The following is a 26,571-nucleotide window of genomic DNA, read 5'->3' as shown; positions in this document are numbered from 1 at the left end:
CATGGGAGCCTCACTTTTCGCGTTACAAAATCCGCTGTTTTCAACGAGCTAGGACGCTCTCCTGGACACCACCGGCCCTTCATGGCTCGATTTGCTCAAGTACCGTGTGTAAAGCCCGCGCCGGAACCGCTGAAAATCAGCAGTGTCAAGCCAGGGGGCACTGGCCTCCCACGCGTCCCGAGGCGCACCGTCGAGCCGATCCTGGCTGATCAGCAGATACTCTTCATCGTTGCGCCCATCGTCGTTGCAGATGAACTTAGAAAGGTGGTTTGTCATTGTTGTCATTCCTTGTTCGCGTTTCAGTGCCAACGGCTGGATGCAGAACAGCCATGCCTATAGCTACCGGTTGGAGCATCAGCAAGGGGTAGGGCGCAGCCGGCCCAGGACGTGCAGGATTTCATTTTCAAAGGCCACTTTTGATTCGAGGTCGCCCAGCTGCGTATGGCGTTCTGCAACGCACCTCAGCAAGCCAGGCAGGTGGCCGCACTGGGGCAGGTCATGGCCGTTCGTGACCCGATAACTTTTGTGATACTCCGTCGCGATGTAACCCTGCGTCTCCAATGACCGCAGGGCTTCGCGCACCGGCATCCGGCTGACCTGGAAGGCATTGGCAATGGCTTGCTGCGTAAGCCGTTCACCCGGTTCAAGTCGTCCATCCATGATGGCTTCGCGAAGCACTTCTTCAATGGTCTCGCGGGGCAGCGCTATTGGCTGTGCCAAGCCGTAGGCCAGGTGTTCAAGCACCTGCTGAGCGTGCATTTTTTGCGTTCTGTGGTTAATCATGTCCTTCACCTATTTAACGAATGCGTACTGCCCCCTGCGCTGTAGAGCTGGGCTCAGCGCTGCACATGATTGACGGGGTTGTGATGTGTATCAGGAACCGCTTGAGAGCCCCGAGGACCTGGATGCGCTCCTGGCCGGGCTGGAGTTGGGGTGACGGAATTTTCTGGGGTTTCCCCCCTTAAGGTGTCTACTTGTCGCCGGCGACCCTGCTGGACTCAAACGAAGCGCTGTCATCTGCGGTGTAAACATCCCAAGGGACTTTCACCCCGTTGACCAGAAAGCCCCAGTCACAGGATTTAGGGCAGGTGATGAACAGGGTGTAAGCACCGCCAGCTGCCACCTGGTCGATACGGTGATACTCACCAGGACGCAGCGCTGCGCAGGTGCCTGTTCTGCGCTCGATACGCTCAGTGACCTGTCCATGGGTATTGATCATGATCAGACGCAGCTCGACGTACCCACCCTGCAGGATGATCGTACGGGCGTGCCACGGGTGGTCGTGCAGGTCGCGATCACGATCCTCGCACAAGATGTGGTGGACCCGGACCGACCAGGGAAACCAGCGGTGTTTGGGTTGCTGCCTGGCGCGATCATAGCCATCGAACAGCCACCAGCGGCCCATGTAGCGTTCCTGACCATCGGCCGAGGTGATGTGTTGGTAAGGCGTACGCTGGGCGCGTCGAATGATCCAGGCGGCGACGCATGGACGCGACACGATCACCGCAAAAGCTCGCCAAAGAGTCTCTTTCATGGGGGCTCCGATCAGCAAAGTTAATCGTCGTAAGGCGATGACGAATACAGACGGTGGCAATAGGCATCCGCTCGTCTGTTGTCTTCATCCGTTTGACGGTCGTCCCACCCGTCAAGAATGAACATCACACCCAGGTATTTCTGGTTGGATTCCTTGCCCAGACACGACTGGACCCAATCAACCTGATAACGCACGTAGTCGATATCGGTACTGCATTGGATGGCTTCTGCGTGGGCCGTTGGAGACCCCAGCCAGTGCCTCATGTTCTGCAGTAGAGCCCGGCAATCATCGACACCTATATCTCGGGTAACGGACCCAGTGGGTGGAAGGCCGTACAAGCCAAGCCCTCCATATTGGCTAAATACCGCAAACGTGTTTTTCGCGATGTGAAACTTCAAAACCTTCCTTGAAAACCAGGGATCACTTTGAGGTCTGTAACTCATCGGCTGCGCTCCTGCCCGTGCGGTCTATTAATCCCAGTCGAACGGCGCCGGCGAATACGATCCGTCGTCGAAATAGGGCGGTGACTGGTCGTGGCTTGGTGGAACAGGCGTTGTGGCTCTAGGTGCAGGCGCCTTGCCCTTCACTTTCGGTACTCTGGCCGGATCGATGTGCTGCGCCTGATAGGTCTGCAACCGCTTGCTGCCGACGGTCAGGTCCAGCGCCGTGGACGATTGCGCCACGTAGCCGCTTCCGCGCTTGGGCACATGCTCCAGCGCTGTGTGCCATAACAAGGTGCTGCGCACTGCCGCTCCAGGACGGCGACGCCAGATCAGCCGCCACTCTTCTCCCAGCTCGTTCAAGACGACCAACGTCGGATCTGTCAGCACCAGGTTTTCAAGGTCTGAACGACCAGGCTTCATCGCCAGGTGGTACAGAATCTGCTGCACGCGGTCCGCGCGCGAATAGCTGCGCCGAATGTGAGCAGGCGCACCGGCCAACAAGGTGTCCAGCGCTGGCGGGGCCACCTCGATGAAGCGGTTGATCCGGATCGCTTCCTTGGACAGCTTGTCAGCATCGTGAATGTACAAGGAGCTGCCGCGAATCACTTGTCCGTTGAACAGCGTGATGTTTTCCCCCTCCTTGAGCTGCTGCACTTCCTCGACGCTGACTTTCTTCTCATCTTTCAGGCTCAGTGTGTCTGCTTCCTCCCAGCTGGCCCCCATGATTCCGGCCTGACGCACCATACCGCTCATCACTGGCAGGTACTCGGTACCGGCCATCAACTGCAGTATTTCGAGAGTGTCCTTGGGGTCCATGATCTTGCCGGTGATTCGGACCCCCATGTTCCCGATCAGCGTCCACACCTTGTCGCCGGCCGCCGACTTGAGGCGCTGCGCCTCTTGGCTGGCCAGGAGCAGGCAAAACCCCAGGGAGCGTACCTGCGTGGCCAGCTCACCGAGCTTTTCGGTGTAGTAGGCCCCGACCTCGTCGCAGATCCACAAGAACGGAAAGCGGTCCTTGTACTTGCGGATCACCAGGATGTCTTCGGGTTTGCCCTCCAGTTTCTCCCCCAGATCCTGGCTCAGGATCATGGCCAGCTGCGACACGTACAGACGCCCAAGAGTCGCGGCCTCGGTCGAGGAGATTTCCAGCGCAGGAATCAGGACCACCAGGATGCGATCGTTATGCACCACGTCCTTGAGGTCTATGTCGCCGGCGTCACGAGCAAACACATGGCCGTAGGTGTCATTGAACAAGGCCAGCATGCGGGTGAATTGCTGGATCAGAAAACCATGCTGATCCAACGCAGTGGTCGCCCATTCCTCCGGCGAATCCACCTTGGCCAGGTCAAAACCGGACAATGTGCCCAGGTAGTTTTTCAGGGGTAACTGGGCGTCTTCATGCCATTGCTGTTCCACCGACTGGATGTAGAGCTTGGCAATGGCCCGCAACGGCAAATGTGCCTGGATCGTGCGCTGGGACATGACCGTGCCTTCACGCCGGCACTTGTACACCAGGGAGAACACCAAAGCCTGAATCATGGCCCGGGCTTTCTCTTGCCAGCCGGCATCGTTGCCCGCAGGAGGCAACATCGAATCCATCAGGTTGATGATGTAGGTTTCCTGAGCAATACCGAACGCGTTGACGGTATTGGTCTGCCCTCTGCTTTTGTTGTCCTCCAGCAGTTCCTGTGCCCTGGAGCGGCCCCCGGTAATGAAGTTCATCATCCGAACGTCGTCTTCACGGCCAAAGCGTCGGGCCAGCGACACGATCGCGGCGGCCACATCATTTTGGGCCTTGCCGTCCGAATAAATCAGGCCCTTTCCATAGCCCAGCTGGCCCAACACGTACCCCAGCAGTGCTTCGGTTTTGCCGGCACCGGTTGTACCGAACATCAGAATATGGCGGGTCATGTCATCCAGCGACAGCCACAGTTCACGCCCGGCGTCCCGACCGCGCAGGTACCCCATATACAGGATGCCCGCTGCCTTGAGCATCACCGTGCGCATGGCCGTGACCGGCAAGAAACCCAGCAGCTTGCCCGTCACCTGGCGTTGCGTCGAAGGGTCGAGGCAGTCCATGTCTGAAGGCATGCGCATGGGCATCTGCCAGGGTTCGAGCAGCATGACAGGTGACCAAACCAGCAAGGCCGGCAGACTGAGCCACAGGCTGACCGGGTACAGGACGCCTCCCACCACAGACCCGGCAAGGCCCAGCGTCAGACTACCGGGGCCCATCAACCACTCAGCCAGTGCCGAGTGGTAAACCCGCCGATTTAGGCGCGTGCGCTCGACGGCGTAGTCATTGGGGCGCATTCGACACCTCCTGAACCTGGCGGGCAGGTCGCTCATCTAGGAAGGCTTTGAGCCTGATCGGATCACGCAACAACGCCTGCGGCACATAGCGCCCATCGTCGCTGATCACCCAGGGCGTGCCCGGTATGCGATACGCCTGATAGGCCGTCTGGTTGATCCCCAAGGCCTTTTCTGCAACATCGCACGTGCCTGCTGGTTGCGCCGCTTTCAACTCCACCCCTTCCGACGCCGGCTTTAACGGGGGTTTCCCAAAGTTCACACCCTCGGGGGCTGCATCAAACAGGCGATCCCACGCGGCTTTGCGTTGCTCAGGCGGCAGGCACAGCACCGGCGTAATAGCGGCAATCGACTTTTCCTTACCAATCACCGGCACAGGAAACACCACCACGTTGAAGGCATCGGAGAGCGTGTTGAGGGACGACTCCAGACGCTGGCAGTTCGGACAGCCAGGGTCCGAAAAGACATACAGCGTGCGCGCGTGACCGCTGGAATAGTCAACGGTGAACAGCTTGCGCTCCGCAGCGTTGTGCAGCTTTTGAGGGAGTGTGGCCCGAACTTCCCAGGGCAATATCCAGCCATCGTCAGGTGCCACGTCTGCAGCGGACTGGCGTGGCTCAGACGCGATCGGCGCCGGCGCGCTGCGCTTGGCCAGGTCCGGCTTGGGGGGGGGCGTGACTGAGGGCGTGATGACCTGCGCCGCCGGCATTACAACAGGCAATTCAAGCGCTCGGCCAAGCCATGGGGCACCGAGGCAAAGCACAACCAACAGCACGAACACGCCCATCAGACGCCGCTGGGTCTTGCGTCGTCCATGACGCAGCAAAGCCCGCGACAGTGCGGTCAGTAGCTCATGGGTTTCGTCACTGTCATGGGTTTCAAGAGAGAATTCAAAACCCTGAACATCGCGGCAGACCACACCGTCATTGCTCAGATAAAACGAGTGCTGATGGCGAAGGTCCAGGGTGCAAATCGTGCGTGTCACGATGCCTTCTTCCTGATCTGCCTGATAAACAACAAGCTGATCGCCTTGGATGTCCACCGAAAACGGGGCGCGCAAAGATGCCGAGGCCATGGGGTTTCCTCTGATAGAAGATGAATTCAATTGAATGGAACAGTGTCAGAAAGGGGATATGAAGGGCGCGGCGAGACGTAGCGCTTCAGGCTGGCTCAGTTAACTCAGTAGGCTGCACGGCATACACCGCCGTCATGACAGGAAGGTCAGAGGCCTCCCGGCGTTTAGGCGTGATGACATGTCGCGCAAATACCAGACCGATGCTTTCCAACTCGGCCTGCAAGCCATCGATGGCCTGGGTCACCATCAACCCAGGACGTGGCAGCCCCAGCTTTCTGGCATGGACTTCTGCCCGCGCCTGAGCCTGAACACCGGCGCCTTCCACAAACACCTTGGCCGTGTCGGCACTGTGCAAGGCATACCACAAAGTACGGTTAACCCCCTTGAGCCAGCGAAAGCGCGCCGGCGCCAAGCGCAGATCGCGGCCATACAGTGCCACCAGCGCGGTGCGCATCGATCTATGGCTTTGTAGCCACTCACTGACGCCCGGTGCTTTTGCAACGCGATCAAACCCCGCGTCGGCCAAGCCGTACAGCGGCGTCAACGAGAAGGTCTTGCGCCGCAACAACCCCTTGATCATGCAGGAACGGTTCAGGTCATCGAGCAACCGGGTCGCTGCCTTGCGGTCATTGAGGAATACCTGCAGACCGAATACGGCCAGCAAGGCCCGTTCATAGGGCGTCAAGTCCAGAAGTCCATTATGGACATCTCCGACTTGCTCCTCGAACACCGCACGAGCAGCCTCTCGATCCAGCACTTTGCGCTGCACCAGGTTGTAACGTTCGGCAAACTCCTCGGGCTTGAGCGCCCAGGCATTACTGGGGGAGGTATCGTTCATCAGGCCATCGGGACCGGACGCGGCCAACACCGGGATGACCGAGGGTGCGAAACGACTCACCAGGCCAGGCAGCGTGTGAATGTTCACCAGGCGTTTGCTGCGAAACGGCAGTACCGGATGCTGCGCCAGCCCCCAACTGCTCACAATCACCAGCGGTATCAGGAACAGCAGCAGAATCCCACTGGTAGCGTTCATCACCTCAAGCCACTCATCCAGCGTCACGGCCTTGGCGTGGTTGGCCACGTCGGCCAGCAGGTTGATCTTGCCACCGGCCCAGACATGGATGAAGGGAAAATCCACCATTTTCCATAACCAATAAAGCGTCCAGGTGGTCCAGTACACGAAGATATCGAAGAACATCCAGCACAACAGGACGGCTGCACAAAGCGCCAATAACATCTGCGCTTGCTCGCCCTCCCATGCACCTTGGGATTGTCGATTTTGCATTGCGATGCCCCACAAATAGTCGCACCGCCCGGAGTGGGCGGTGTGAGAGAAAGGTAAAGCGCGTCGGGAACAGCTGCGGAGGGGTTATGGCTTCACGCCAGGCGTGGGATCTGCACGTTCAGATCACGTTCAAGCGCTTCGAGGTGGTCATGCACATAGCGGTTGAACGGTTGTGGGGTGCTGTACTGCTTCTGCTTGTGCTCCATAGCCCCCAGGGTGTCATACCAAAGCTGCGCCAAGGGTGTTCCGATTTCGATCCGTGGAAGATCCGGGTGTTTGGTATAGAGGCGTAATATGCCCTTGCCTTCGACCTCGCGGTTGGTCCAGTCGTCCATGGTCAGGGCCACCACATCTACCTGCTCCTTACGAATGCGGTGCACGTACAGAATGGTACCGTTCTTCGTGTCGATGCCCAGGTACTTGCCGTCACCCTCGTGATAAATCTCATTGGTAGGGTCTGGGTTGAAGAACTGCGGCGATTTTATGACCCGTGTGACTCGCTTGAGCAAACGACGGCGACTCAGTACGCCATAGATGAATATTCCCATGGGAATCAGTACGCCAAGCCAAAGCATCGAGCAAAAACCGAGGGTAGTGAAGTCTTTCTCCTCTATCAGCGAGGAAGCGATGAAAAGTGAAGGGACTCCAACTAGCACTGCAAATGGAAAAGCAAAAAGCATGTAGAAGATTTTGACGATCCAAAACCATCCTTCTTTCGCTGTTTTCAGGCGCTGTACTTTCATGATTTCTCTCCTGTTTCCTTTTTCCTGAGTACTTTAGCGTCCGCCAGGCACTCAAGGGCAAATTGAACGCGGTAATCCGCTTCCCGGTACAAATAATGCGATTCATCACGCAGGTAGTTTCGAAACCCTGACCACGACATTCCGATCAGCTGGGCCGCGCCTCGGCGGCTAAGCCCTGCCTGATCTATCAGTCCGCACAAATAGCGCGGGTCAGGGTTGTGATGAATCGCGTTGGGCATCATTGAATGAACACCTCGTTGGCTGGGCACTACCTAGACAATAGCGGGTGACAACGAGACCCATGACACCATTTGTCCGATAGCCGTGATCGATGGCGCCGTTGCTACTGGATTCCATCCCCATTGCCCCCTGCGCCAGGCTTCCTAGGTTGCATTTTAACGCCAGGGGTACGTTGTGCCCCAGAGCCAGCAGCACCAAACATGCCTTTCATGTTATCGACCATGCCGCCCATCAGGTTGGCGCCTTCTCGACCGCCCAGGAACGAGATCACGTAGTCCGCCAAGGACGCCTGCAGGCCAAAGAGTCGAGTCACACCAAAGGTCGCAATGCGGGCATAGATCATCAGCCATCCGATCATCTTGAACAATCCCACGATCGAGTCCGCGTTGGCATTGGCCAGCGCCGAGGCGAATAACAGATTCAGGATCGTTCCCCCACCGATTACGGCCACCGACGCAAAAAAGAACCCCAGTACCATCAACGAAGGCCGCAGCATCATGTCGATCAGAAAGATATAACCGTAGGTACTGCGACTCCCCTTGTCCTCTTCGGCCCCCAGGTGCGTGGCAGCCCACATTGAGCCCGCCGCACAGCCCACCAGCACACTGACGACCCAGTTGAATATGCCCACCATCCAGAACAGAAAGGGCACAGCAGGCAGAAATACGGCCAGCGAAAAACCGATGGCCAGCAGGGCGAACATGACGAAATAGAACATCGGGGCCAGCGCACCCAGCACATCTTTCACCACCGCCCCGACATCCACCGAAAATATCTTGGCACCCCAGCCCAACGGCGAATTACTGGCCGATGAGGCAGCTGCCCACGTCCCGGCATAGGCCACCATCAGGGTTTCAACAGTTCCCAGCGTGTAGTCACCAATGGTTTGCATTTTGATAAGCGGGTTCACCTGGTTGGAAAAGCTGGCATCAGTACCAATTTTCCCAGTTGCAAATAACGAGGTTAACTTCTGCATAGGCGACTTAAAAATGCCAACAAACACTGCATTCGGGTCATTCGCCGTCGCTGCCGCCCCGTCATCCTTGGTCGTCTGCGTCCCCAGCGGCGCGGTGTAGGTACTGTTCTGCACCTGCGATTTGTAGGCTGCGAACACCTGGTTATACAAGTCGCCGGTGCCGTGCTCGCCCAGATTACTCATCCCCGTGACAACCGGGGTCGAGCTGGCCACGTCGTTGGTCTTGTTATTAGCTGTGGCGAAGGTGTGATACCAACTGCCCAGGGCCACCCAACCACTGCTTTTGATCTGGCTCGACAACTGGCTTTGCAGTGTGTCCTTGAAATCTATCTTGTTGAGGGCCAGGTTCACCGTGTTTTCATAGGCGGCGGCTGCGTTCTGGATCTGCGTCTCGGCGTCCTGGAAGCTCCCCGTATCCTGGTCGCGCTTGCTCAGGTAGGTGTCTACGAACGCCTGTGCCGCTTGATCCAGGGTGCTTTGCATGGTGTCTAGCGCTTGGTGCTGCGCCGTGATCACCCCACTCGTGTCCACGTCACTGTCAAACAGCAGGTTCCAGGTTCCGGTGCGGCCCGTATTGGGTGTTTTGGCAGAACCACACACCGCGCTGCCGTTGCCAGTGTCGTATTGGCCGTTGCCCCCCTTGGTGGTAATCAACGGGGTATTGGCCACACCATCCGCATACAGCGACTCCAGCTCACGGTTGATCGCGTACTTGCACAAGTTCATTTCAAAGATGCCCCGTGCCGCGCTTCGGGTTGAAGGAGCCGTGGGTTGCGTCACCATCGAGTAGCCGCTGTCCATCATGTCCACAGCTTTATCAGTCAGCAGATTGGCACTGCCAACCCCCATGGTGGAGCAGGCCCATACCATGACGAGCTGGGCCAGTGACCAACCTGATTGGGTGGGCAAGATCATGATGAAACCGGCAAACGTCATGATCGGGTACAACGCAGATCGACCGCCTGCGAAAAACTGTCCCTGATGCCCAGCCTTCACAATGGTTTTCAGGGTGATGGTCAGAAACCAGAACAGGGCCATCACGGCCAGAACGCCATTGATAATGGCGAACAGTGAGCCAATCAAGGTTGGCTGTGATGGTGCAAATGGATCGACTGCTACTTGGCCCATGATCATGACCATCGCCTGGCGCGAGAGGTCATTGGGCTTTTGGGAGGCTGCCGCGATCGTCTGGTAATCCACGTTATCGGCCAGTACCGGCACGGAGAAGACCAGCAGAAGACCCATCCACCAGAAGCGTTTAATGAGGTTCATGGCATCTGTCCATATTTAGAGGTCAGTATTACTTGAGGTGGCCGCGAGTAAGCACCAGCCGGCACCACCGGGTCTCGGCCAGAAAGTCTTTGAAGGTCCCTCGTTCCGCTACGCTGACGCGCCTTTTCTGCAGTTGCCACAGTCGGTAGGTCGCGATCAGCGTTTTGACGAAGCCCAAACTGGCGATTGATCCCAGGACCAGGAGCGTTACCGTCGCCCGAAGAAAGGTGCTCAATGGCAGGCTGAAGTTGGCCAACAGCAGCATGGCCAGCAGCAGAACACTCAGGCTGGTGCTGACCATCATCAAACACCACCATGCCATCCTGATGCGGTTGTAGGAGGTCAGTAGCTGTTCGATAGTCCTTCCCGAACGAGCGACAGCCACACTCCAACTGACACCGGCTGCATCTGCCTCAGTCGTTGCTGACGCCGGGGTCAGCAACGTCTTCAGTAGCTTCAGCTTTTGCGCCGTCGGTTTTATGCCCCGGCGATAGATCACCGCCAGGTCAGAGAACGGGTTGAGGATCGACAGCCCCACATGGCCGGCGCGCCGTAACGGTGTGCCCGAATGCTTGTCGTCCGGCGGCGATTGTTCGTCCTCGTGCTTTGTTGTGTCAGGTTCAGTTTTCATGTGCGGTGACTCCCGAACTCATTTTTGCTCCCAGTTCCTGAAGCTGCGGAACGTATTTGGCGTCTGCCGCCAGGGCCAGTTGCTGGCCGGCAATGATGTTGGCCTGACGTTGGTCGTTTTTGAGTCCCAACTGCAGCCAGTTGCCCAGGCTCTGCACGCGCACCAATTCACGCATCAGGTTGTCTCCGCTCAGGGCCTGAAGGTCGGTTTCATAGGCGGTATTGGCATAGCGCCTGCCCACCTCGAAAGCCTCGAACTCGCGCTCGCTCATCACCCCGGTGCGTTGTGCTTGCTGGCTTCCCGTTGAAGCGAAATACTCCGCCGCTGATGGATTCTGTAGCGCCTCTTGCAATGCCTCCTGTGTGGCCGGATTGGCCTGACTGGCGGCGATAATGTCTAGCTGCGGTTGAGTCGCGGCGCTCTGAATCGCCTTGTACTGGGTCATCAGCCCCTGATACTCACGTCCCGTGGCCGACTGGATATCCCCCTTGCCCGGTGCCCGCCCCCCGTCATGGCGTGCCGAGTTCTTCATGTACGCCATGCCCGCATCGACTTGATCCTGATTGAACGTCAAGTCGGGGGCCTTGCCCACGGCTCCCGCCCCGTCGATCAACGAGCGCATTTCGATGTCGCCCCCAGGCAAGCTGGAGACCTGCGGGCACAGATCAGTACCGCCGTACTGGGCCGATTCGCTTTGTGTGCAGTACTGCGCGTGCATGGCGGCACTGCGATAGCCACCCTGACGCGAGGCCACGGGCTCGGAAGCGATGGTCTTCTGCACCACAGCACTGCCGACGCCTGCCCCGCTGGCCAGCACCGCCGTTTGCGCACGGCTCACCTTCCCCACCGTGGCCGCGACTCCAGAGGCCGACTCGCTGCAGATGCTGTCAGGGACCGAGTACTGTTCTCGGGCACGCTCCAGACGCTCGGTCTGACGGCCAAAAATATCGGCCTCGCGCTGGGCACGTGCGGCCTCAGAAATAACCGCGACTTGCTTGTCACTGGCCTGCACGATGGCCGTGCCGATTTGTGTCTCAGTGGTCAGGATTTCCGCCAGGGTAGCTTGAAGGCCGGCCATGGCCGGCATTACCTGCGCCGTAATGGGCACGCTGGCCGTGACGGCCACCGGCTGGACGTACGCCAGGACCTGTTGGGTTTGCAGTACCCCCACGGCTATCGCCGTTAATGCATAGCGCTTTTTCACAATCACTTCCTCAAATGTCGTAGCCGGGACTGACATTTCCTATCAGTTCGCAACACGCACCAGGTTCTCCGAGACCGTATCCGCCAGCTCGGTGTCAAGGTGTTCGCGCATGAACGCGATGACCTTATCCGTAGCGCCGATCCGAATACCGTTTGACCGGCCAACGACCAGCAACCGATGGTGCTTTGCCATCCAGGTGGCCAGCTCCGCCAAAGCCTGTAATTGATCCGGGCTCGCTTCACGCAAAGCGTCGTGCAGGGAATCATTTTCGTTATTCATGGAATGTGCTCTCCGTTTATTGGCTAGAGGTTGTAACCACGCCGTTTGATCAACTCGTTGGCCAGCGTGCGAATCACGTTGTTGGAATCCACTTCACCGGCTTGCTTCTGGCGCAGCGCGATGAGTTTTTCTGCCGTGCCCTGGGGAAAGGCTTCGGCCAGGATGGCGCGAGCCGTGGAACCGCCGACCGCTTCATACAACAACCTGCGCAGGGCGCTGTCGGTCGGTGAAGAGCCCAACGCCCATAGTTCCAGGGGCCCCATGGCGTTTTTCAGAATGCGCGCCAGGGTGCCGCCACCCTTGATTCGGAACACGCCCAAAAACGGTACGCCGCTGCCATCCGCTGCTGGACCTGAGCCTAAACGCTGAAAGCGCTGCAGAGTGACCTTGGGCACTTTGATGGTGTCGGTCAGAAGCTTCTCGTCCTTGGGGTCCACCTCCATCATGTACAGCGAGTTGGCCGAATTCAGAATGGCGTCGGGAAAGTCGCTCACGTACTGCGAGGACAACACCGTGCGTATGCCGAATTTGCGTTGCTCACGATCCTGGGTTTCCAGCATGGGAAAGATGAAGGGCACCTGTTTCGCATTGTGCAGCTCGTCGTAGACCTTGGTTTTGACCTCCTGATCCAGTTGCTCCAAGCGGTCGAGATGCATGGGGTGGTAAAGCGTGGGCACCGCCTCCAACAGCTCATCCCTGTACTGAGGCAACACAAAATCGCCCCCAGCCACCTGGCCCGCAAACAGGAACATGATTCCGGTTTTCAGGTGGCCAGCATTGGTGGTGTTATCACCCATGACATTGTTCAGATCGATCGCGATCACTCGCGTGCGTGGACTGATCAAGAACTGCGTACGCCCGGCCAGCATCTTGAATTCTCTACAGGCGTCAGTCATGCAGCGGTGCAAGTACTCCAGCAACAGCTCCTGACTGCCATCACGTTGCACCCGACCATAGGCGCTTTCTACGTCTTCATGGTTCAGGAAGGTGGTCATGTCGGCCAGTTCCGGCACTGCTTCGAACTGGGCCAGCTGCGCTTCCTTAACAAAGCCTGCTTCAAACAACAGATCGCGCACCTCATACCAGGTACTGCTATCCCACCACTGGGCCGGATAGCGCTCGATCAACCCGCTTTTATCCAAGGCAGTGTCCACTTCGGGGACGACCCCGCGCGCCCAGGCTCTGGGGCTTTTTTCGGCATTGGCGGTATAGGCCATGCTGATGACGCGGTCCAGTATCTGCCGGGTATCGCGTTCGTTTGGCGGATTGCCGGTAGAGGGGTCAATGCACATGGCCGTGAGCATGCTGATGATCCAGTTACGCTCGGGGGCGATCGGAAACCGCGCGCCCAGCTGGATATCGAACAGGTTCCGGCAATGCTTGGGGCTGTTCTGCAGCACAATGCCCACGACCTCGTCCTTGCGCTCCGGCGGCAGACTGTCGCGCAGCAAGGCGACTTGACCTTGCATCGAGAAACCTTTGTCCACCCCCGCCATGAACGGTAATCGCTGCTGGGCGCTGGACACCGTGACATTGCCCAGCTTGTTCAGCAGCACCGACTTGCCCTGGCCGGAAGAGCCGGTGACCACACTGGTGAGCTTGTTCTGCTTGGGGGTGGCCAGACCGACCGGATAGAGCTTGCCATCGAGCGTAGCGAACAAGGCGTTGCCGTCTTCCTCCCAAGCCGAGGCCGGGCGGGTCAGCGGCAACAGGTTCAGCGCCTCTGAAAGCGGCGGATACAACAGGTTCGGGCCACTGCCTTTGCTGGAAGCCACCAGCGTCGAGGCCCATGCGCGTACCGGGTTGCCGAAGGTTTGCGTCACCTCGCACACTCCCCATGCCTGAAAGGCCTGGGTCAGCAGCGTCAGATGGCGCGTCACTGCGGCCTGGCTGTCACCCCAGGTGGAGGCCATGATCGTCATGACGCATACCGGCTCTTGTTGCTCAACCTTTGTCAACGTTTCGATGGAGTTCCAGATGGGCCGAAGCGGCGGCACAAACGCCATGAAGTCCAACGTGCCTTTTTTCATGCCTAGCGACTTCATGCCCCCAGGCATCAGGTCCATGCGTACGCGCCAAGGCACGCCGCGAGGGACCAGCGCCTTGAGCTTGGCAAAGGTCTGCGGCGTCTGCGGTCCCAGGACGACAGACAAGGTGCCATGCCACATCCCATTGACGCAGAGCTTGCTGCCGTTGGTTTCCATGTCCTGGTTCATCAGCTGGAATTTCAGCTGCGGGGCCAGAAACGGTGTGTGATCGTCGCCGTTACGCACACCATGCGGGGTGATCGGATCATCAGGGAGCAGCGGGTACCAATGCTCACTGGTACCGAGCCGGTCCACTTGAGAGCGCAGCGCCTGGCCCACTGCATGGGCATCGAGCAGTTCCAGCAGCACACCCTGGCCATCATCTTTAAAGGCAGCTTCCACAGCGCTCATGAAGGCGTCGTGGCGAATTTTCAGGCCGGCCATTTCAGCCAGGACCGGATTTTGTCCAAACCGTGCATCCGGGCTTTGCCCGATCAATTGCTTGATACGGCGATTTTCGTCGATCAGTTCATGCGCAGAGAGCGCCTTGCGTCCGGTGTAACACACCAGGTAGCAGCGTTCGCGAGAGACCCAGGGGGCCAGCTTTTCAACGTTTTCGTCCAGGATCGGCGTCAAGTCGATGCCGGTCCGTTTGACAGAAGCGTACTGAGGGGCCAGCAGGCGTTCGACGTCCTCGCGGCCTCGATCAGGGTCATCGTCGAACACCAGGCTGATTTTGTGCCCATGTCGGCGATAGTGGGCTGTCAGCGCATGCATCATGCGCTCCAAGCGGCCGGCCCAGGAATAAGGGGCCTCCAGGGGTGCCGCTTCGTCGGTGTCACAAAAACTGCCGGCAACGGCATACACCGAGCAGTAATCGCCATCGTCGTTGACCAGTACATACGGGGCATTGAGGGCTGGGTGGCGAGTGCGATCGTCGTCCGTCAGACGCAGTACCGTGTTCAAGTCGCAATAGTCGGGCAGATCGCGTGATACGGCAAACCGGGAGGTTTCTGTGATCAGGTCTTCAACCCAACGGATCAAGCTCGGCATAAAAGTCACTCCGTTTATAGGTGTCCCAGCTGCGGGAGGAAAGTGCCCCCGCGACCGTTTTGCCGGTGGGCAGTAATAGCGACAGATCCTCGAACATGTCCGCCGGCAGGATCAGGGCACAGCCTTCCAGGCGGTTTCGAAGGGTCGAGCGCTTGTGAGGAGGAAGACGCTGAAAGGCCATGGCGAATTCGCCGGCACGTGTCGTGCCCCAGGCTTGTTCCACCTCACGGCCATGTCGAGCCAGCCAGAGCAGAACCCTTTTGCCTTGGGCACGCTGCGTGCGGGTACCGCCGAGAATGGCAATCAGCGCACGGCGCTGCAGGTGATGCACATCCGTCATGGCCATACCGGGCAGGTAGGCCAGCACGCCGTGAGCCGCCGTAGGGCTGTCCAGGTGCCCGGCCAGGTAGCACAGGGTGCAAACCGCATGGGAGGCGGTAAACCCTGATCGAGCCCCCTGCCACAGCTTTTGGGTCCACAGTCCGCAGCAAGCGCACTGCTCGCCCGGCATAGCCGCCGGTACCGGCGTTTCAGGATCACCGCTGACATCGAGCATCAGGGGGGTCAGCGAGGGTTGCTCACGTTCAGCTTGAAACGCTGCTTTCAAGGGTGGGGCTGATAGATCGACATCCATAAGCTCTCCTTCTGGAATATTTTCAGAATTAGGAAAAGTCGTGGTTATTTGGCGTGTACGGCTAGCCGCCGCAGGTTTGCGTCAGAATTACAGCGGTTGATCCGCAATGGTGCACGTGGTCCGGGCCAAACGACAGAACGACCCGGAAGGTTTAAGCTGTTGGGTATCTAAATAGGAGGTCTCTATGAGCACCCAACTTTCCCCCATCGTTTCCGAGTTCGAAACACAGGAACAAGCAGACAGCTATGACCGCTGGTTTCGGGCCAAGGTGCAGGAAGCCATGAACAGCACTAAGCCACGTTTGCCCCACGACGAGGCAATGGCGAAGGTGCAAACCGCCCTAGCAGAGCGAAGGAAGGCCCGTGCTAACAATTCGCTGGGCTGATGAGGCCTCCACCGACTTGGTGGAAATTATCGACTACATCGAGCAGCGTAACCCCATCGCCGCCGAGGCGCTGAACGCCAACATATTGAAGGCCGTTGAAGGCCTTCCATCAGCACCCTACCTGTTCCGCCACGGTCGCGAAACCGGAACGCGTGAATGCGTTTTGCATCCCAACTACCTAGTGGTGTATCAGGTAGGGGCCGACACTATCGACGTGCTGCGCATCCTACACGCCCGTCAGCAATACCCTTGAACCGTAGCCCTGCGATGACCGAAGTCACCGCAGGAGGGTTGGCTTAGCCCACATCCACGGGTGCCAGGCCAACTTGAGCTTGCGAGCGCTTGATGATTTCCGGGATCACTGCCAGGCACACGCCAAACAGGATGGACCCCACGATATGGCCAGTTTTGATCTGAGGGTTGTCCTTTTTGTTCTTGGCAGCAACCAACCCAGTGATCACAAACACTACCCCCACAAACTGAGCAATGGTCAGCGCATTCTTTTGCAACGACTTGGCGCCCACTGCCGCCGAATTACCCATCCCGGCAATGTCGGCACCGCCGGCACCGGCAAAAGCCAGCACTGGGTTGGCAGCTATCGCTGCCGCCAGGCCTTTCAATATGTGTTGACGCAGACCATCTTTGAAAATCGACAGGCGAACAGCAGCGCACAGCATTACGTCTTTGGACATAGCCAACTCCTATGGATTAATAAGCAGGGTGTAACAATCGAAGGTGCGCCGAGGCGCTTTGGAATCCCGATCTGCTTACAGCAGGCCGAGGGTTTTTTGCAGGGCGCTAAGCAGGTACGGATTGCATACGCAGAAAACGCCCAGGACAAACTTGAGGGTACCGCTTGAAACGTCCTGACTGGCCGATAGGCCCGTATGACCGTCCTTGAACGAGCGTTTCCAGGACAACATGCCTTGCAGCGCGAACCAGACGCCCAGCATGCGCACCAGACTTAACACGGCATTGGCCGCATCGGCTGCGACACCAAAGGTGCCCACGTCCACGTAGCTGATGGCATCGAAGGTCGCGCCCTGCCAACCCAACTGGCGAGCGGCAGCACCGATCATTTGATCGAGGCCGGCCAGGCCTCCACAGAGCAACAACACAGCGATGACCTTGCCGCCACCTTCCGCATGGCCAGGTGCTTTGCGCGCGGCACTGGCGTGAGTGGCGAGGTAGCTCACAGCGCCAGTGACCGCAAACAAGCTGCCCAGCGTGAAGGCAAAGTTGACTAAGGAAGTCAGCAGGTTGTGGGACAGATTGACCAACATTTGAATCGCGTCAGTACTGCCGTCCATGATTTACCTCATTTGATTGTGCCCGCGCTGGTCAGCACTTCGCGGGCCTGGGGATTGATGCCGGTGACAGTCACCTGGCCCAGTTTCTCGCCGGGACTGACGGCCCAGGTCTTGTCCTGCCAGTACACCCAGGCCATGCCGTTCTGAATGGCTTGCACGCGCATACCATTCAACGGCGAACGTGTTTTAGCGACTGGCTTGCTGGCCTGCTGTGTCGTGGTCGTCGCGCCGGGTCGTCCTTCAAGGAAGGACAGACGTGCTGACAAGACGCTGTTTTGCGCTTGTGCCTCGGCCAGTTGCTGTTGCAACGCCTGTTGTGCAACCCCCTGAGTCTTGATCGTTTCGGACAAGCGCTGGATCGCGGTGCGATTCACCTCTGCGTAGGTACGCACCCCGCCGATCATGGCCGCAACCTCGTTCTTGAACTGGCCCAAATCAGACTCGGCAGCGGCTGCAACAGGGGGGGTACTCGACTGTTCAGCGGGCAAAGGTTGCTGTTCGAAGTCATTTTCAAAGGCCAGACGATTGACTGACGCGGTTTTCTCGGGGCCAAACAAGTACCAGCCAGCCAGTGCCAATACCAGGGCAATGCCGATCAGCCAGGGAAGTGAAAGCCCCATGACGATCGGGCGTTGCCACACGCTACGACTGGGAGCCTGGGTGGGAGCCGGCATTTCAATCGTCGATGCCTTGGGCTCTGCTGGACTGAACTCGCTCATTGTTGACTCTCCTGCAGCTTGCGCTGCGCCTGGATTCGCGTCTGGGTCTGCGCACGCCATTGATCAGGCGTCAGCGGTTGGGCTGGGGACTGGGGTTGTGCCGACATGACGGCCTGAGCGGGAGCCGCAGGTTGCACCGTTTCACCGCTTCGCCCTGGGGCAACGGCATCACCTGCGTATACGCCTCGCATGAACTGAATCGCGACCACCTGCCCCTTGAACACATTGACTTGGGTAGCCGGGGTGCGGGCGGCGTCTTCAGTCAGCACTTTGGCCGCCTGACCGGCGGCACCGCCCAGAATGGTGCCGGCGACGGCGGTACCATCCGGCATGCCCGGTCGGGCGGTCTGGGTGGAAAAGCCATTGCTGAGGACCTGAGTATTGGCCTGCGAATACATATCGCTGATATTGCCAATGCCGCCCAGTACCGCTGGCAACACAATGCGTGACATGTAGCGGTGGTTCACTTCAGAAGCCACGTTGGCCAACAGGGTGTCGTCCTGAAGCGCATAGGCATCGACTTTGTAATTGACGCCATTGAAGGCCATTTCAGTGAAGTGGATCACCACACCATCACCGGCCAACCTGGCGCCCTCGGGTGCCTTGAGCACAGCCCCGGCATAAGGCCCGGACAGCTTGCCCAGCACCGGCGTGGTGCTGTTGTCCGAGTCCACACCGATATCGATCACGCCAGCCCCGCGCCAGTAGGGCGGCACCACTTCGACAGGTGAATAGGGTTCTGCGGTGCTTTTCATGGAAGCGGTTTTCAGCTTGGCACCTCCCGGCAGGGTTTCACTCCAGCTGTCATAGCCTCCAGCAGAACCCGTGTTCGTATCGCCTGAGCCATTCAAAGCGTTAGTTCCCCCTAAAACATGGGCGAAGACCAGTCCGGACTGCCGCTCTTCGGCTTTTTTTTCAGGATTGATCCGTTCTAGCAATGCCTTCAGACGCGGGTCTTCCTTCTTTTCGGAGTCTTTTGAGTTCTCGTCCTGACGAGTATGGCTACGCCGGGCGGTAGGCTCTGCCTGAGGGGCAGGCTTGGCCTTCGTCACAGGCAGCATCACGCTCGTCTGCTCCATGGGCATACTGGCAATGAAGCTGCTGTTTTCGTTTTTAGCCGTGCTGGCCCCTTCCTCGTTGTATTGCTTGAGCAGATCGCGATAGGCAGGGCTTTCAGTGCTGTGGCTGCGCGAAGCTTGTGCTACTCGACCCAGGTCTACCTTCGATTGCGCCGGCTCAGGCCTGGCCAGCCAGTCCCAAAGGTAATAGGCACCGCCAAAAACGACCACCAATGCGCCTCCAACCAGCGCTGCGGTGAGTTTCATGTCGCGTTTGGCATCGTTTTCGTTTGCCATGATGCTTACTCCAAGGCGACGTTGAGGGCCGCTGTGTGGCCCATGACTGAGAACGACACATAGGGCGTCACGGGTAATTTCCAGAGATGCGTACCGTCTGCCGACGACAACGTGGATTCGAACTCGTCCCGGATATCAGCCCGCGTGCGGATGTACAGATCGTCACCCATTTGCCACACCGTGGTGTCTGGCACGTTGCCGGTGGTTTTGAGCTGTTTGGCCTCCTTGGGTGGAACGCCATCGAGAAACCCCTGCAGCACCCGATCGTGCAAGCCGATACGGACCTCGGGAGCGGCGCCTGGCTGAGCACCTGGCCCACGCCTGGGCACACGCAAGTCCAGGCGAGCGTCCACTGCCCACGTCTGGGCCTTGGTATCCGACTCCCCGCTGCTGACGTAGAGCATGATCGGCACGGCCAAACCTTTCAGGTAAACCGTGACGTTTCCGCTGGCAAAAGGCTTTGCGGCGTACAAGACCATGACCGGGCTATTGGGCACGTAATACGGCGTGATATCGGGGTTGCCACTGATGGGCGCGGCGCCCAGGTTCCACGGCGCGCCGGTACTGTCGATAAAGGTCAAGGAAGTGGGGTAGTTCACCGCCGTGCGCACCAGCGGCAAACTGGCCCCCGGCGACAGATTCACCGTTTGTGCGCTGATTCTCGGCACAATGGCGACCTGCGGTGCGGCCATGGCCTTGTCAACCTCTCCAACCTGCCCGCGCAGTTGCCGAATCTCTTGGGGAGTCAGCGGAGAAACGCTGTCCTGAGCCTTTTGAAAAAGCTCGGATGGCGGCGGAGGGAGCGGATCATTTCCAGACGGTTGCTGAGCTGGTGCTGCATTCACAGGGCCATTACCTTGTGCCGGCGATCCGGCTTTCTGTGCTGCTGGGTTTACACCCACGCCCGTAGCCCAGCCCGAAGGTGCAGCCCCCGCAGCAGGCGTAACAGGGGCAGAGGGGGGAACCGCAGATTTAGCCGGAGCGGCCTCTGGGCTGACAGTTTCATCCGCCCAGGCGTAGCCGCTTGCCGCTAGCCATAGGGCCAGCGCAATTGAAGTTTTCATAGGAGGTTCCTGTCTAGCGGAGCCGATTAAACGCGCACCAAATGCACCAGTGCGTATCAGTTAGCGTTGGTGGTAATCACTTGCGTGACTTCCAATCCTGCGTTTTTCACGCGTACGTCCGTCTGCTGAATGCGCAGAGTAAAAATGAAGCGCTGAGGCGGACTGCCCGATTGCTGACCATCCAGCTTCAAAGTCACCGGGTACTGGTACTCCCAGGCAAACTTGTCCCCGATCGTCCCGCTACCGCGAATCACACCTGGGCCAACGTCTACCCAGAGGTTCATGCGCTGATCCTTGACCGCTTTGAGCAGGTTCGAGGCCACCAAGGCTTTGTAATAGTCCTGGAAGCCCACTTCCGAGTAGCGTTCGCCCAGTTGGGTCATCTGATCGCGGTAATGCACGAAGTCCAGAGTGAAGCTCTGGCGAATGGTGTCGGCCCCAAAGGCCGACACGTCACGCCTGCTATGCCCTGGTTTGTCCGTAGGGATGATCTTGGTCACGCGACCACCCTCGGCCGCGAAGTACTTCACCGGAGGATGAGCGACCTGCCAGCCCAAGTAGCCATTCACGCTGACCGATAGCACCAGTGCAGGTGCCATCCAGAGCACTGCGGTCAGACAGCGATGGGCGAATGCCGCACCTAACGCACGGTCACGCTGCAACTGCATGGCATGCTCGAACGTGTGCTGATCTTCCGCCGTGGGGAGGTGAGGTATTTCCAGAGACTCTTCCACGGGCAGCAACTTCTCTGATGAGTCAGTCACAATGAACCTCCTACCGACTGCCAAGGGTCCGAGCCGCTGGGGATATGGCTGTTGATCTTGTCCACCGCCGCCTGGCATACCTGATCGGCCACCTGGTTCATCAGGTCTTCCAGGCTTGGAAACGAGGGAAGGCTGATGCTGGTGGTGCGAATGCGCGACAAGCAATCCTGGAGTTCGTCTGAGACGGTGCGCTCGCGCTCTGCCCACACGTCCGACGCCTTCTTGGCCCGCTCATACGCAGTCTGACTGCCCACACTGGCCGCTTGTCCTGAGCGGCACACTGCTGCGTTTCCCACAACGGGCAGGCAGCACACAACCATCAGCAGTGCACCGCACATGCTTTTCTTCATGATGAGTTCCTTTGCTGTTTGCGTTTTACACCGGACGTGGATCGCTCGGCTGTACTGACGGTGCCGCTGTGGGAGCTGACTTTGGGAGGGTGTTTTCCTCTTTCCAGCGCTGATCGAAGCCCAATAGGTTGTGCAAGGTCGGGGGCACCTCGCCAGGCGCATCAAGCTTGCCAATGCGCACAGCGCTGTCGCCTTCAAGCTTGAAGGCAATGTGCTCTCTCGACACCGGCTCGCCACCAGAGCGGTTGATGCCATTGCCCGTGCCGATCGGCAGCAGTCCCTCGGGGGTAATGGCGTTAAACACCATCGAAGGCCCATCGTCACGGCCTGGAAGACTCACCAATACATGCTGCATCTGATCCCCCTGACGCACCACACCTTGCAGATAGGGACCATCGCCGCGCACCAGGTACATGTCCAGATGGCCATCCCGTGACCAACTGCTGATGACGGGTTGTCCCGCTGTGTTGTTGGGGTCGATCGGCGGCCGAGGGGCTGACAGCTCATCACCCGTTTTTGCGCTGCCTTCACCGTTTGGGGTCAACCAATACAGGCCATCCGTGGGTGGCGTGGGCAAGGGAGCCTCCACGCCCAGTTGCGCAAGCCAGGCTTGTTGCACCACGGCGAAACGCCCGGCGTCATAGGCGCCGAGTTTGACGCCCTCATCCTGGCCAGAACGCACTGCGGGGTTACCCTCTACCTTAAGGGCCCATTGGTTGCGATGAACGTCTTTATCGTCGTAACCCACGGTGACGCCCTGCTCGTTTTTGCGGGGCACCTTGACGGTAACCGGATGATTGCCCAGCCACTGCAACGTCACCATCTTGCCTGGCTGCACACGGGTTTGGCGCAGCAGCCCCGCCAGCTCCTTGCCCCAAAAAGTCTGAACACCGTTCACGGTACGCAGTGTGATGAAGGTGCTCTCGGGCTTGTCTGGCTCAAAACGAAACGGCTTCTGGCCAAATTTGAGGATCTTGCCTGTCACGCCATCCTTGGCCGCCTGGAAAGGCTGATGGATGGCGGGCGACACCTGCTGATTCGCTGACGTTGCAGGCTGATCCGATGCTGGAGCTGCCGAGGGCGGATTGATGACCGGTGCGTCCGGCTGTGCCGGTGGTGCAGGTTGAACCAGTGGCCGCTGCAGACCCTCAACGTCCAGCGGCTGATAAGCAGTACTTGCCGAAGCGGGCGCAGACGAATGTACCGGCGCGGCTTGTTGAGGTTGCGGTGCAACGCCCGCTTGCGGGGCCTGTGCCTGTGGGGCAGATTGAGCCGGCCGCCGTTGCAGACCCTCAACCTCCAGAGGCTGGTAAGCGGTACTCGCCGGCGCGGGCGCAGACGAATGCACCGGTGCCGGCGCGGCTTGTTGAGGTTGCGGTGCCGAGGGCTTCGCCTGTGACGGCTGTGGACCACCATACGGCGGTGGGGTATCACCATGAATGGCATCAAGCGTTACAGGTGGCTGCTTCAACGCGTTACGGGCATCGTCCAGCAACATTTGCTGCGCAGGGTTCTTCATCTCCACATTGATCTGGTGCTGAGCAATCAGCTCGATGGCTTTTGCCTTGAATTCGTCACTGCCGGTCAGTTCGATGCGCCCCCGGTAGAACTGTGCTGCCGTGAGCAACGCAGCTATTACCTTCTCATCTTCCTGACCTGCGCCTTGGACCATCTCCAGGCGCGACCCACGGTCAACGAAAGCAGGCTCGGCATCGAGCTTGTAGAGCACCGAATTGTCACCTTGAACCTCACGGCTGATGCGGGCCAACAGAGCGTCTTTGTCGATGTTGCTGGCTTGCAGTTGTGGCTCGTCGGCACCTATCGGAGCCCCTACGAAGATAGCATCCGGTACGACCGCCGGGCCGGTCTTGCGTGCTGTGGTGAAACGACGCGGCAGGGCCCCTGACACCGGAACCTCCACGTCTGAAAGGCTTTCATTGTCTTCGTTTTGAGCAGGCCCTGCCGGTGCGATTATCGGTTGATCCTCAGCGACGGGGGAAGTGTCAGGATCAGCCTCTACTGACGCCTGTTGTTTAGCAGGAGGCGCAGCTGGTTGAGCGGTCTCGTTCGACTGCTCTGGCTCGGCCGCCGCCAAAGGTGGCCGGTTGAGTACAGGCGCGTCGGAGGACATTTCTTGGTCTGTCGCCGCAGGTGGTGCCGCCCTCTTCTGATCATCCACGTTGGCAGAAGAGCCTGGGTCGGCCTCTCCCGGTGCCTGTTGTTGAGCAGTCTCGTTCGACTGCTCTGGCTCGGCCGCCGCCAAAGGTGGCTGGTTGAGTACAGGCGCGTCAGAGGACATTTCTTGGTCTGTCGCCGCAGGTGGTGCCGCCCTCTTCTGATCATCCAAGTTGGCAGAAGAGCCTGGGTCGGCCTCTCCCGGTGCCTGTTGTTGAGCAGTCTCGTTCGACTGCTCTGGCTCGGCCGCCGCCAAAGGTGGCTGGTTGAGTACAGGCGCGTCAGAGGACATTTCTTGGTCTGTCGCCGCAGGTGGTGCCGCCCTCTTCTGATCATCCACGTTGGCAGAAGAGCCTGGGTCGGCCTCTCCCGGTGCCTGTTGTTGAGCAGAGCGCGCATCTGGTTGAGCGGTTTCGTTAGACTGCTCTGGCACGACCTCCGCCGAGGTAGGCTGGGTGAGTTCAGGCGCGTCAGACGGCGTGTTGCGGTCTGTCGCCACAGACATTGTCGCTTTGGGCTGTTCGTCAACGATCGCGGAAGCGTCAGGATCGGCCTCTACCGACGCCAGTTGCTCAGCAGGTGACAACGCCAAAGGTGGCTGGGTGGATACCTGCGCATCATCAATGCCAACAGGTGCTTCAGTGACCTGGGCAGTTTCGGGCGACTGGCTTTCAACAGATGACGCTTCAGATGCAACCGGTTGAGCACTACGGGTCTGCGGCGGTGCGGATTGATCCGGGACCTGTATTGAAGCTGCAGGCGCTGCATCCAGTTCCAGCGTTTCTTGCGCGGGAGTTGCTACCTTTTGCGCAGTATTGTCCGGAGACTGAGTGTTCGAATCTGTCGGCATGGTAGTTACCTCTTCATACGGTCGAATCAGGGGAGCGGTCTGTTCGCGCACCGCGTCCAGTCCTCGTGATTGGTGAAGGTCGTTGAAGTCCGTGAACCCACGGGCAATTTCGGCGTCGTTGAACGTTGGATACAGAACCTGGCCCCCCACCGCTATGGCCGCCTCATTGGCCATGATCAACCCCTTGTTCACGTCCTTGGCATGATCGAAATCCGCCATGAACAGGTGCCGACTGTCGGGATACTGCTGATGCAGCACCTTGGCCACCGCCACCATGTTGCCGGCGTCAATGGTCATCACCACCGGCAGGCCGGTGGCCAGGTTCAGGCTGCGCGCAGTGGCATAGCCCTCGGCATACAGGATGGGGTTGACCGGATCGAGCGAGCCGCCCACCACCAGGAAATGCTCTTGTTTGGGGGCATCCTTGAAGAGGAACTTCTCACCCTCGGGTGGGATGTACTGCAGCGTCTTGAACGTTCCCGAGGCATTAAAAAACGGCACCACCAGGGCACCGTTTCGTGTTTGACGAATGTCGGGCGTCGGGGGTATTCCCTTCCGCACCAGGTAGGGGTGCGCAGGGTCTGCGGCGGGCAGCCGGTCGTAAAGTCTCTTGGCAGCCAACGTCTGCTTGGCGTAGGTAACAGCGCGATCACGAGCGGCGTCTTCCTGGGCTTGCTTGGCCCCGGCCCGAATGTGCAGGCGGGTGATCGGATCAGATTCACCGCCAGTCGCCGCCCAGTTGGTTACATCCTTGGGCGAATCGGCACGGTGGTAGTTGATGAACCAGCCTGCAGGGCGACGATCCAGAAAGCCACAATAGACGCCGCTTTTCTTGCCGTGCTTGTCATCGACCGTCGCGACACGCTGCCGACTACCGTCCATCACCGGCATGCCTTTGACCACCAGGCCGGCTTGAGTCAGTACATCTAGAAACTCTGATTCGGCGTCACCACCACCGGCACGGCGGCTTGGATCAGGCAACCAGGCGGTGATGCGATCAAGGTCACATCCAGGTCTGGCAAACCAAAGCTTTTCTTCTTTGTTCCAGGCAATAGCCGCACGACCGTCACTGAGTCGTCCAGCAGACAGACGTGCTTTTTCACGATCGTCAGGCGGCACTGCCAACCAGACCGGGTATTCGGATGTGCGAGGGGCTGTTTCAATCTTCATATAGCTCCTCCTGGGTTTCTCTGATTTTGTAGCTGATGGTGGACGCTACCGGGTAGGTCGCACAGAATTCAATAACTAACTTCTTCGCATGATCAATGGTTAACGTCATTGTCTCTCGCCTCCATTATGGGCGCCATTTGCAATAGCAAGTTCATCGCTCCCCCCTTTCGGTAAAGCGTCGATACCACCAGGGCCGACCGGACATGCGCTTGCCGCGCATCAGGTAAGCCAGTCGCATCACCAGGACCTGGAACGTCCATCCAAAGGACGAGAGCAGCCGAAAGCCGCAAATAATGGCGGTGATGACGCAGAGCGTGATCATGCTGGGGAAGCGAAACCACGCCAGGTACAACAAGAACAAGGGGGCTGGTATGCCGTAGAGATTGAGAAGGCGTGAGGCGTCGCGCCAATATCCCGGTTGCAGTTGCTGGTCAGACATGGATGACTCCTATGCTGCGGTTGGGCCGCTAGCCCGATTCGTGATCTCCTATTTTTGCCGGCGCGAGTTCCGGGAACTCAACCAGCAATGCCTTGTTGCCCTGGGCGATGTGTTTCATTACTGCCAGTCTGATGTTTTCACGCACGCTCCCTGTCGATACGAAGTACATGCCCCAGGCCTGATCGGGCGTGCAATGGCCGATCTGTTCCTCAATGTCTCGGAAGGCCTTGCATTCGTCTGGGGTTGAGCAGCACTGCTGAGCGTATTGGCACATGACGTTC

27 protein-coding genes are annotated in these 26,571 nt (G+C 58.8%); 2 read left to right on the top strand and 25 right to left on the bottom strand.

From position 1 onward, the window contains the following. Positions 1–48 precede the first annotated feature (48 nt). The 15 genes from PSPTO_RS29995 to PSPTO_RS29760 all read right to left on the bottom strand — a co-directional run bounded on the left by PSPTO_RS29995 (position 49) and on the right by PSPTO_RS29760 (position 15,709). Positions 49–276, bottom strand: a complete 228-nt coding sequence (locus PSPTO_RS29995) for a hypothetical protein (RefSeq protein ID WP_046463831.1) — start codon at positions 274–276, stop codon at positions 49–51. Between the two features lie 78 nt (positions 277–354). Next, positions 355–783, bottom strand: a complete 429-nt coding sequence (locus PSPTO_RS29825; protein ID WP_011107042.1) for a GntR family transcriptional regulator — start codon at positions 781–783, stop codon at positions 355–357. 187 nt (positions 784–970) lie between these two features. Beyond that, positions 971–1,534, bottom strand: a complete 564-nt coding sequence (locus tag PSPTO_RS29820) for a hypothetical protein (RefSeq protein ID WP_046463830.1) — start codon at positions 1,532–1,534, stop codon at positions 971–973. 20 nt (positions 1,535–1,554) lie between these two features. Then, positions 1,555–1,977, bottom strand: a complete 423-nt coding sequence (locus tag PSPTO_RS29815; RefSeq protein ID WP_005769744.1) for a hypothetical protein — start codon at positions 1,975–1,977, stop codon at positions 1,555–1,557. 27 nt (positions 1,978–2,004) lie between these two features. Next, positions 2,005–4,293, bottom strand: a complete 2,289-nt coding sequence (gene trbC, locus PSPTO_RS29810) for an F-type conjugative transfer protein TrbC (RefSeq protein WP_011107040.1) — start codon at positions 4,291–4,293, stop codon at positions 2,005–2,007. Further along, positions 4,280–5,365, bottom strand: coding sequence for a DsbC family protein (locus tag PSPTO_RS29805; RefSeq protein WP_011107039.1), 1,086 nt, complete (start codon positions 5,363–5,365; stop codon positions 4,280–4,282). Before PSPTO_RS29805 ends, trbC begins: the two co-directional genes overlap by 14 nt. 85 nt (positions 5,366–5,450) lie before the next feature. Continuing rightward, a complete protein-coding gene (locus PSPTO_RS29800) occupies positions 5,451–6,650 on the bottom strand; it encodes a conjugal transfer protein (protein ID WP_011107038.1) in 1,200 nt (399 codons plus the stop codon). A 92-nt stretch (positions 6,651–6,742) separates the two neighbouring features. Further along, complete coding sequence (gene excA, locus PSPTO_RS29795; RefSeq protein WP_011107037.1) at positions 6,743–7,393, bottom strand: plasmid IncI1-type surface exclusion protein ExcA; 651 nt, start codon at positions 7,391–7,393, stop codon at positions 6,743–6,745. Then, the gene (locus tag PSPTO_RS29790; RefSeq protein WP_003344389.1) at positions 7,390–7,635 is read right to left on the bottom strand and encodes a hypothetical protein; all 246 of its coding nucleotides are present in this window, start codon (positions 7,633–7,635) and stop codon (positions 7,390–7,392) included. The genes excA and PSPTO_RS29790 overlap by 4 nt, the downstream gene beginning before the upstream one ends. Before the next feature lie 101 nt (positions 7,636–7,736). Continuing rightward, positions 7,737–9,881, bottom strand: coding sequence for a DotA/TraY family protein (locus PSPTO_RS29785; protein ID WP_011107036.1), 2,145 nt, complete (start codon positions 9,879–9,881; stop codon positions 7,737–7,739). A gap of 28 nt (positions 9,882–9,909) precedes the next feature. Next, complete coding sequence (gene traX, locus PSPTO_RS29780) at positions 9,910–10,512, bottom strand: conjugal transfer protein TraX (RefSeq protein ID WP_011107035.1); 603 nt, start codon at positions 10,510–10,512, stop codon at positions 9,910–9,912. Continuing rightward, positions 10,502–11,716, bottom strand: a complete 1,215-nt coding sequence (traW, locus tag PSPTO_RS29775) for a conjugal transfer protein TraW (protein WP_005769758.1) — start codon at positions 11,714–11,716, stop codon at positions 10,502–10,504. The genes traX and traW overlap by 11 nt, the downstream gene beginning before the upstream one ends. A 42-nt stretch (positions 11,717–11,758) precedes the next feature. Next, on the bottom strand, positions 11,759–11,995 hold the full coding sequence (locus PSPTO_RS29770; protein ID WP_005769760.1) for a hypothetical protein: 237 nt from the start codon (positions 11,993–11,995) through the stop codon (positions 11,759–11,761). 23 nt (positions 11,996–12,018) lie between these two features. Further along, positions 12,019–15,075, bottom strand: a complete 3,057-nt coding sequence (locus PSPTO_RS29765; RefSeq protein WP_046463645.1) for a conjugal transfer protein — start codon at positions 15,073–15,075, stop codon at positions 12,019–12,021. Beyond that, a complete protein-coding gene (locus tag PSPTO_RS29760) occupies positions 15,050–15,709 on the bottom strand; it encodes a conjugal transfer protein TraT (protein ID WP_011107033.1) in 660 nt (219 codons plus the stop codon). Before PSPTO_RS29760 ends, PSPTO_RS29765 begins: the two co-directional genes overlap by 26 nt. A 184-nt stretch (positions 15,710–15,893) precedes the next feature. Between PSPTO_RS29760 and PSPTO_RS29755 the strand changes: the two genes are divergently transcribed. Next, positions 15,894–16,094, top strand: a complete 201-nt coding sequence (locus PSPTO_RS29755; protein WP_002556012.1) for a type II toxin-antitoxin system RelB family antitoxin — start codon at positions 15,894–15,896, stop codon at positions 16,092–16,094. After that, positions 16,072–16,347 carry a type II toxin-antitoxin system RelE/ParE family toxin gene (locus PSPTO_RS29750; protein WP_005740380.1) on the top strand — a complete coding sequence of 92 codons (276 nt, stop codon included), beginning with the start codon at positions 16,072–16,074 and terminating at the stop codon, positions 16,345–16,347. The genes PSPTO_RS29755 and PSPTO_RS29750 overlap by 23 nt, the downstream gene beginning before the upstream one ends. A gap of 43 nt (positions 16,348–16,390) precedes the next feature. On the opposite strand, the gene PSPTO_RS29745 is transcribed toward PSPTO_RS29750, so the two are convergent. The 10 genes from PSPTO_RS29745 to PSPTO_RS29700 form a co-directional block, all read right to left on the bottom strand. Further along, positions 16,391–16,786, bottom strand: a complete 396-nt coding sequence (locus tag PSPTO_RS29745; RefSeq protein WP_005769766.1) for a DUF6750 family protein — start codon at positions 16,784–16,786, stop codon at positions 16,391–16,393. 75 nt (positions 16,787–16,861) lie between these two features. Beyond that, positions 16,862–17,404, bottom strand: a complete 543-nt coding sequence (gene traQ, locus PSPTO_RS29740; protein ID WP_003344373.1) for a conjugal transfer protein TraQ — start codon at positions 17,402–17,404, stop codon at positions 16,862–16,864. 8 nt (positions 17,405–17,412) lie between these two features. Beyond that, the gene (gene traP, locus PSPTO_RS29735; RefSeq protein WP_011106989.1) at positions 17,413–18,123 is read right to left on the bottom strand and encodes a conjugal transfer protein TraP; all 711 of its coding nucleotides are present in this window, start codon (positions 18,121–18,123) and stop codon (positions 17,413–17,415) included. Next, the gene (traO, locus tag PSPTO_RS29730; RefSeq protein ID WP_011106988.1) at positions 18,120–19,478 is read right to left on the bottom strand and encodes a conjugal transfer protein TraO; all 1,359 of its coding nucleotides are present in this window, start codon (positions 19,476–19,478) and stop codon (positions 18,120–18,122) included. The genes traP and traO overlap by 4 nt, the downstream gene beginning before the upstream one ends. Positions 19,479–19,483: 5 nt before the next feature. Continuing rightward, positions 19,484–20,542 (bottom strand): DotH/IcmK family type IV secretion protein, encoded by a 1,059-nt coding sequence (locus tag PSPTO_RS29725; protein ID WP_011106987.1) that lies wholly within the window; start codon positions 20,540–20,542, stop codon positions 19,484–19,486. A 56-nt stretch (positions 20,543–20,598) separates the two neighbouring features. Then, on the bottom strand, positions 20,599–21,306 hold the full coding sequence (locus PSPTO_RS29720; RefSeq protein ID WP_011107031.1) for a DotI/IcmL family type IV secretion protein: 708 nt from the start codon (positions 21,304–21,306) through the stop codon (positions 20,599–20,601). Next, complete coding sequence (locus PSPTO_RS29715; protein WP_005622158.1) at positions 21,303–21,656, bottom strand: conjugal transfer protein; 354 nt, start codon at positions 21,654–21,656, stop codon at positions 21,303–21,305. The genes PSPTO_RS29720 and PSPTO_RS29715 overlap by 4 nt, the downstream gene beginning before the upstream one ends. A 25-nt stretch (positions 21,657–21,681) precedes the next feature. Then, positions 21,682–25,851, bottom strand: a complete 4,170-nt coding sequence (locus tag PSPTO_RS29710; protein WP_011107030.1) for an LPD7 domain-containing protein — start codon at positions 25,849–25,851, stop codon at positions 21,682–21,684. A gap of 151 nt (positions 25,852–26,002) precedes the next feature. After that, positions 26,003–26,290 (bottom strand): IcmT/TraK family protein, encoded by a 288-nt coding sequence (gene icmT / locus PSPTO_RS29705; protein ID WP_011107029.1) that lies wholly within the window; start codon positions 26,288–26,290, stop codon positions 26,003–26,005. A gap of 28 nt (positions 26,291–26,318) precedes the next feature. Beyond that, positions 26,319–26,564 (bottom strand): hypothetical protein, encoded by a 246-nt coding sequence (locus tag PSPTO_RS29700; RefSeq protein WP_057443196.1) that lies wholly within the window; start codon positions 26,562–26,564, stop codon positions 26,319–26,321. Between the last annotated feature and the right edge of the window lie 7 nt (positions 26,565–26,571).

It is taken from the genome of Pseudomonas syringae pv. tomato str. DC3000 (genome assembly GCF_000007805.1).
Classification (GTDB): Bacteria; Pseudomonadota; Gammaproteobacteria; order Pseudomonadales; family Pseudomonadaceae; genus Aquipseudomonas; species Aquipseudomonas avellanae.
The sequence above is the reverse complement of the archived record's forward strand: the minus strand, read 5'-3'. Positions and strand labels throughout refer to the sequence as shown.

What these genes read in the sequence shown, in the direction of transcription:
- PSPTO_RS29715 (WP_005622158.1), bottom strand. Translation starts at nt 21,656, where the DNA reads ATGAAGAAAAGCATGTGCGGTGCACTGCTGATGGTTGTGTGCTGCCTG.
- PSPTO_RS29745 (WP_005769766.1), bottom strand. Translation starts at nt 16,786, where the DNA reads ATGTCCAAAGACGTAATGCTGTGCGCTGCTGTTCGCCTGTCGATTTTC.
- PSPTO_RS29790 (WP_003344389.1), bottom strand. Translation starts at nt 7,635, where the DNA reads ATGATGCCCAACGCGATTCATCACAACCCTGACCCGCGCTATTTGTGC.
- PSPTO_RS29700 (WP_057443196.1), bottom strand. Translation starts at nt 26,564, where the DNA reads ATGTGCCAATACGCTCAGCAGTGCTGCTCAACCCCAGACGAATGCAAG.
- PSPTO_RS29995 (WP_046463831.1), bottom strand. Translation starts at nt 276, where the DNA reads ATGACAAACCACCTTTCTAAGTTCATCTGCAACGACGATGGGCGCAAC.
- PSPTO_RS29755 (WP_002556012.1), top strand. Translation starts at nt 15,894, where the DNA reads ATGAGCACCCAACTTTCCCCCATCGTTTCCGAGTTCGAAACACAGGAA.
- PSPTO_RS29710 (WP_011107030.1), bottom strand. Translation starts at nt 25,851, where the DNA reads ATGAAGATTGAAACAGCCCCTCGCACATCCGAATACCCGGTCTGGTTG.
- PSPTO_RS29800 (WP_011107038.1), bottom strand. Translation starts at nt 6,650, where the DNA reads ATGCAAAATCGACAATCCCAAGGTGCATGGGAGGGCGAGCAAGCGCAG.
- traX (WP_011107035.1), bottom strand. Translation starts at nt 10,512, where the DNA reads ATGAAAACTGAACCTGACACAACAAAGCACGAGGACGAACAATCGCCG.
- PSPTO_RS29760 (WP_011107033.1), bottom strand. Translation starts at nt 15,709, where the DNA reads ATGGATGTCGATCTATCAGCCCCACCCTTGAAAGCAGCGTTTCAAGCT.
- PSPTO_RS29725 (WP_011106987.1), bottom strand. Translation starts at nt 20,542, where the DNA reads ATGAAAACTTCAATTGCGCTGGCCCTATGGCTAGCGGCAAGCGGCTAC.
- traP (WP_011106989.1), bottom strand. Translation starts at nt 18,123, where the DNA reads ATGAGCGAGTTCAGTCCAGCAGAGCCCAAGGCATCGACGATTGAAATG.
- PSPTO_RS29770 (WP_005769760.1), bottom strand. Translation starts at nt 11,995, where the DNA reads ATGAATAACGAAAATGATTCCCTGCACGACGCTTTGCGTGAAGCGAGC.
- traQ (WP_003344373.1), bottom strand. Translation starts at nt 17,404, where the DNA reads ATGGACGGCAGTACTGACGCGATTCAAATGTTGGTCAATCTGTCCCAC.
- trbC (WP_011107040.1), bottom strand. Translation starts at nt 4,293, where the DNA reads ATGCGCCCCAATGACTACGCCGTCGAGCGCACGCGCCTAAATCGGCGG.
- PSPTO_RS29765 (WP_046463645.1), bottom strand. Translation starts at nt 15,075, where the DNA reads ATGCCGAGCTTGATCCGTTGGGTTGAAGACCTGATCACAGAAACCTCC.
- icmT (WP_011107029.1), bottom strand. Translation starts at nt 26,290, where the DNA reads ATGTCTGACCAGCAACTGCAACCGGGATATTGGCGCGACGCCTCACGC.
- traO (WP_011106988.1), bottom strand. Translation starts at nt 19,478, where the DNA reads ATGGCAAACGAAAACGATGCCAAACGCGACATGAAACTCACCGCAGCG.
- PSPTO_RS29805 (WP_011107039.1), bottom strand. Translation starts at nt 5,365, where the DNA reads ATGGCCTCGGCATCTTTGCGCGCCCCGTTTTCGGTGGACATCCAAGGC.
- PSPTO_RS29825 (WP_011107042.1), bottom strand. Translation starts at nt 783, where the DNA reads ATGATTAACCACAGAACGCAAAAAATGCACGCTCAGCAGGTGCTTGAA.
- PSPTO_RS29785 (WP_011107036.1), bottom strand. Translation starts at nt 9,881, where the DNA reads ATGAACCTCATTAAACGCTTCTGGTGGATGGGTCTTCTGCTGGTCTTC.
- excA (WP_011107037.1), bottom strand. Translation starts at nt 7,393, where the DNA reads ATGAAAGTACAGCGCCTGAAAACAGCGAAAGAAGGATGGTTTTGGATC.
- PSPTO_RS29820 (WP_046463830.1), bottom strand. Translation starts at nt 1,534, where the DNA reads ATGAAAGAGACTCTTTGGCGAGCTTTTGCGGTGATCGTGTCGCGTCCA.
- PSPTO_RS29815 (WP_005769744.1), bottom strand. Translation starts at nt 1,977, where the DNA reads ATGAGTTACAGACCTCAAAGTGATCCCTGGTTTTCAAGGAAGGTTTTG.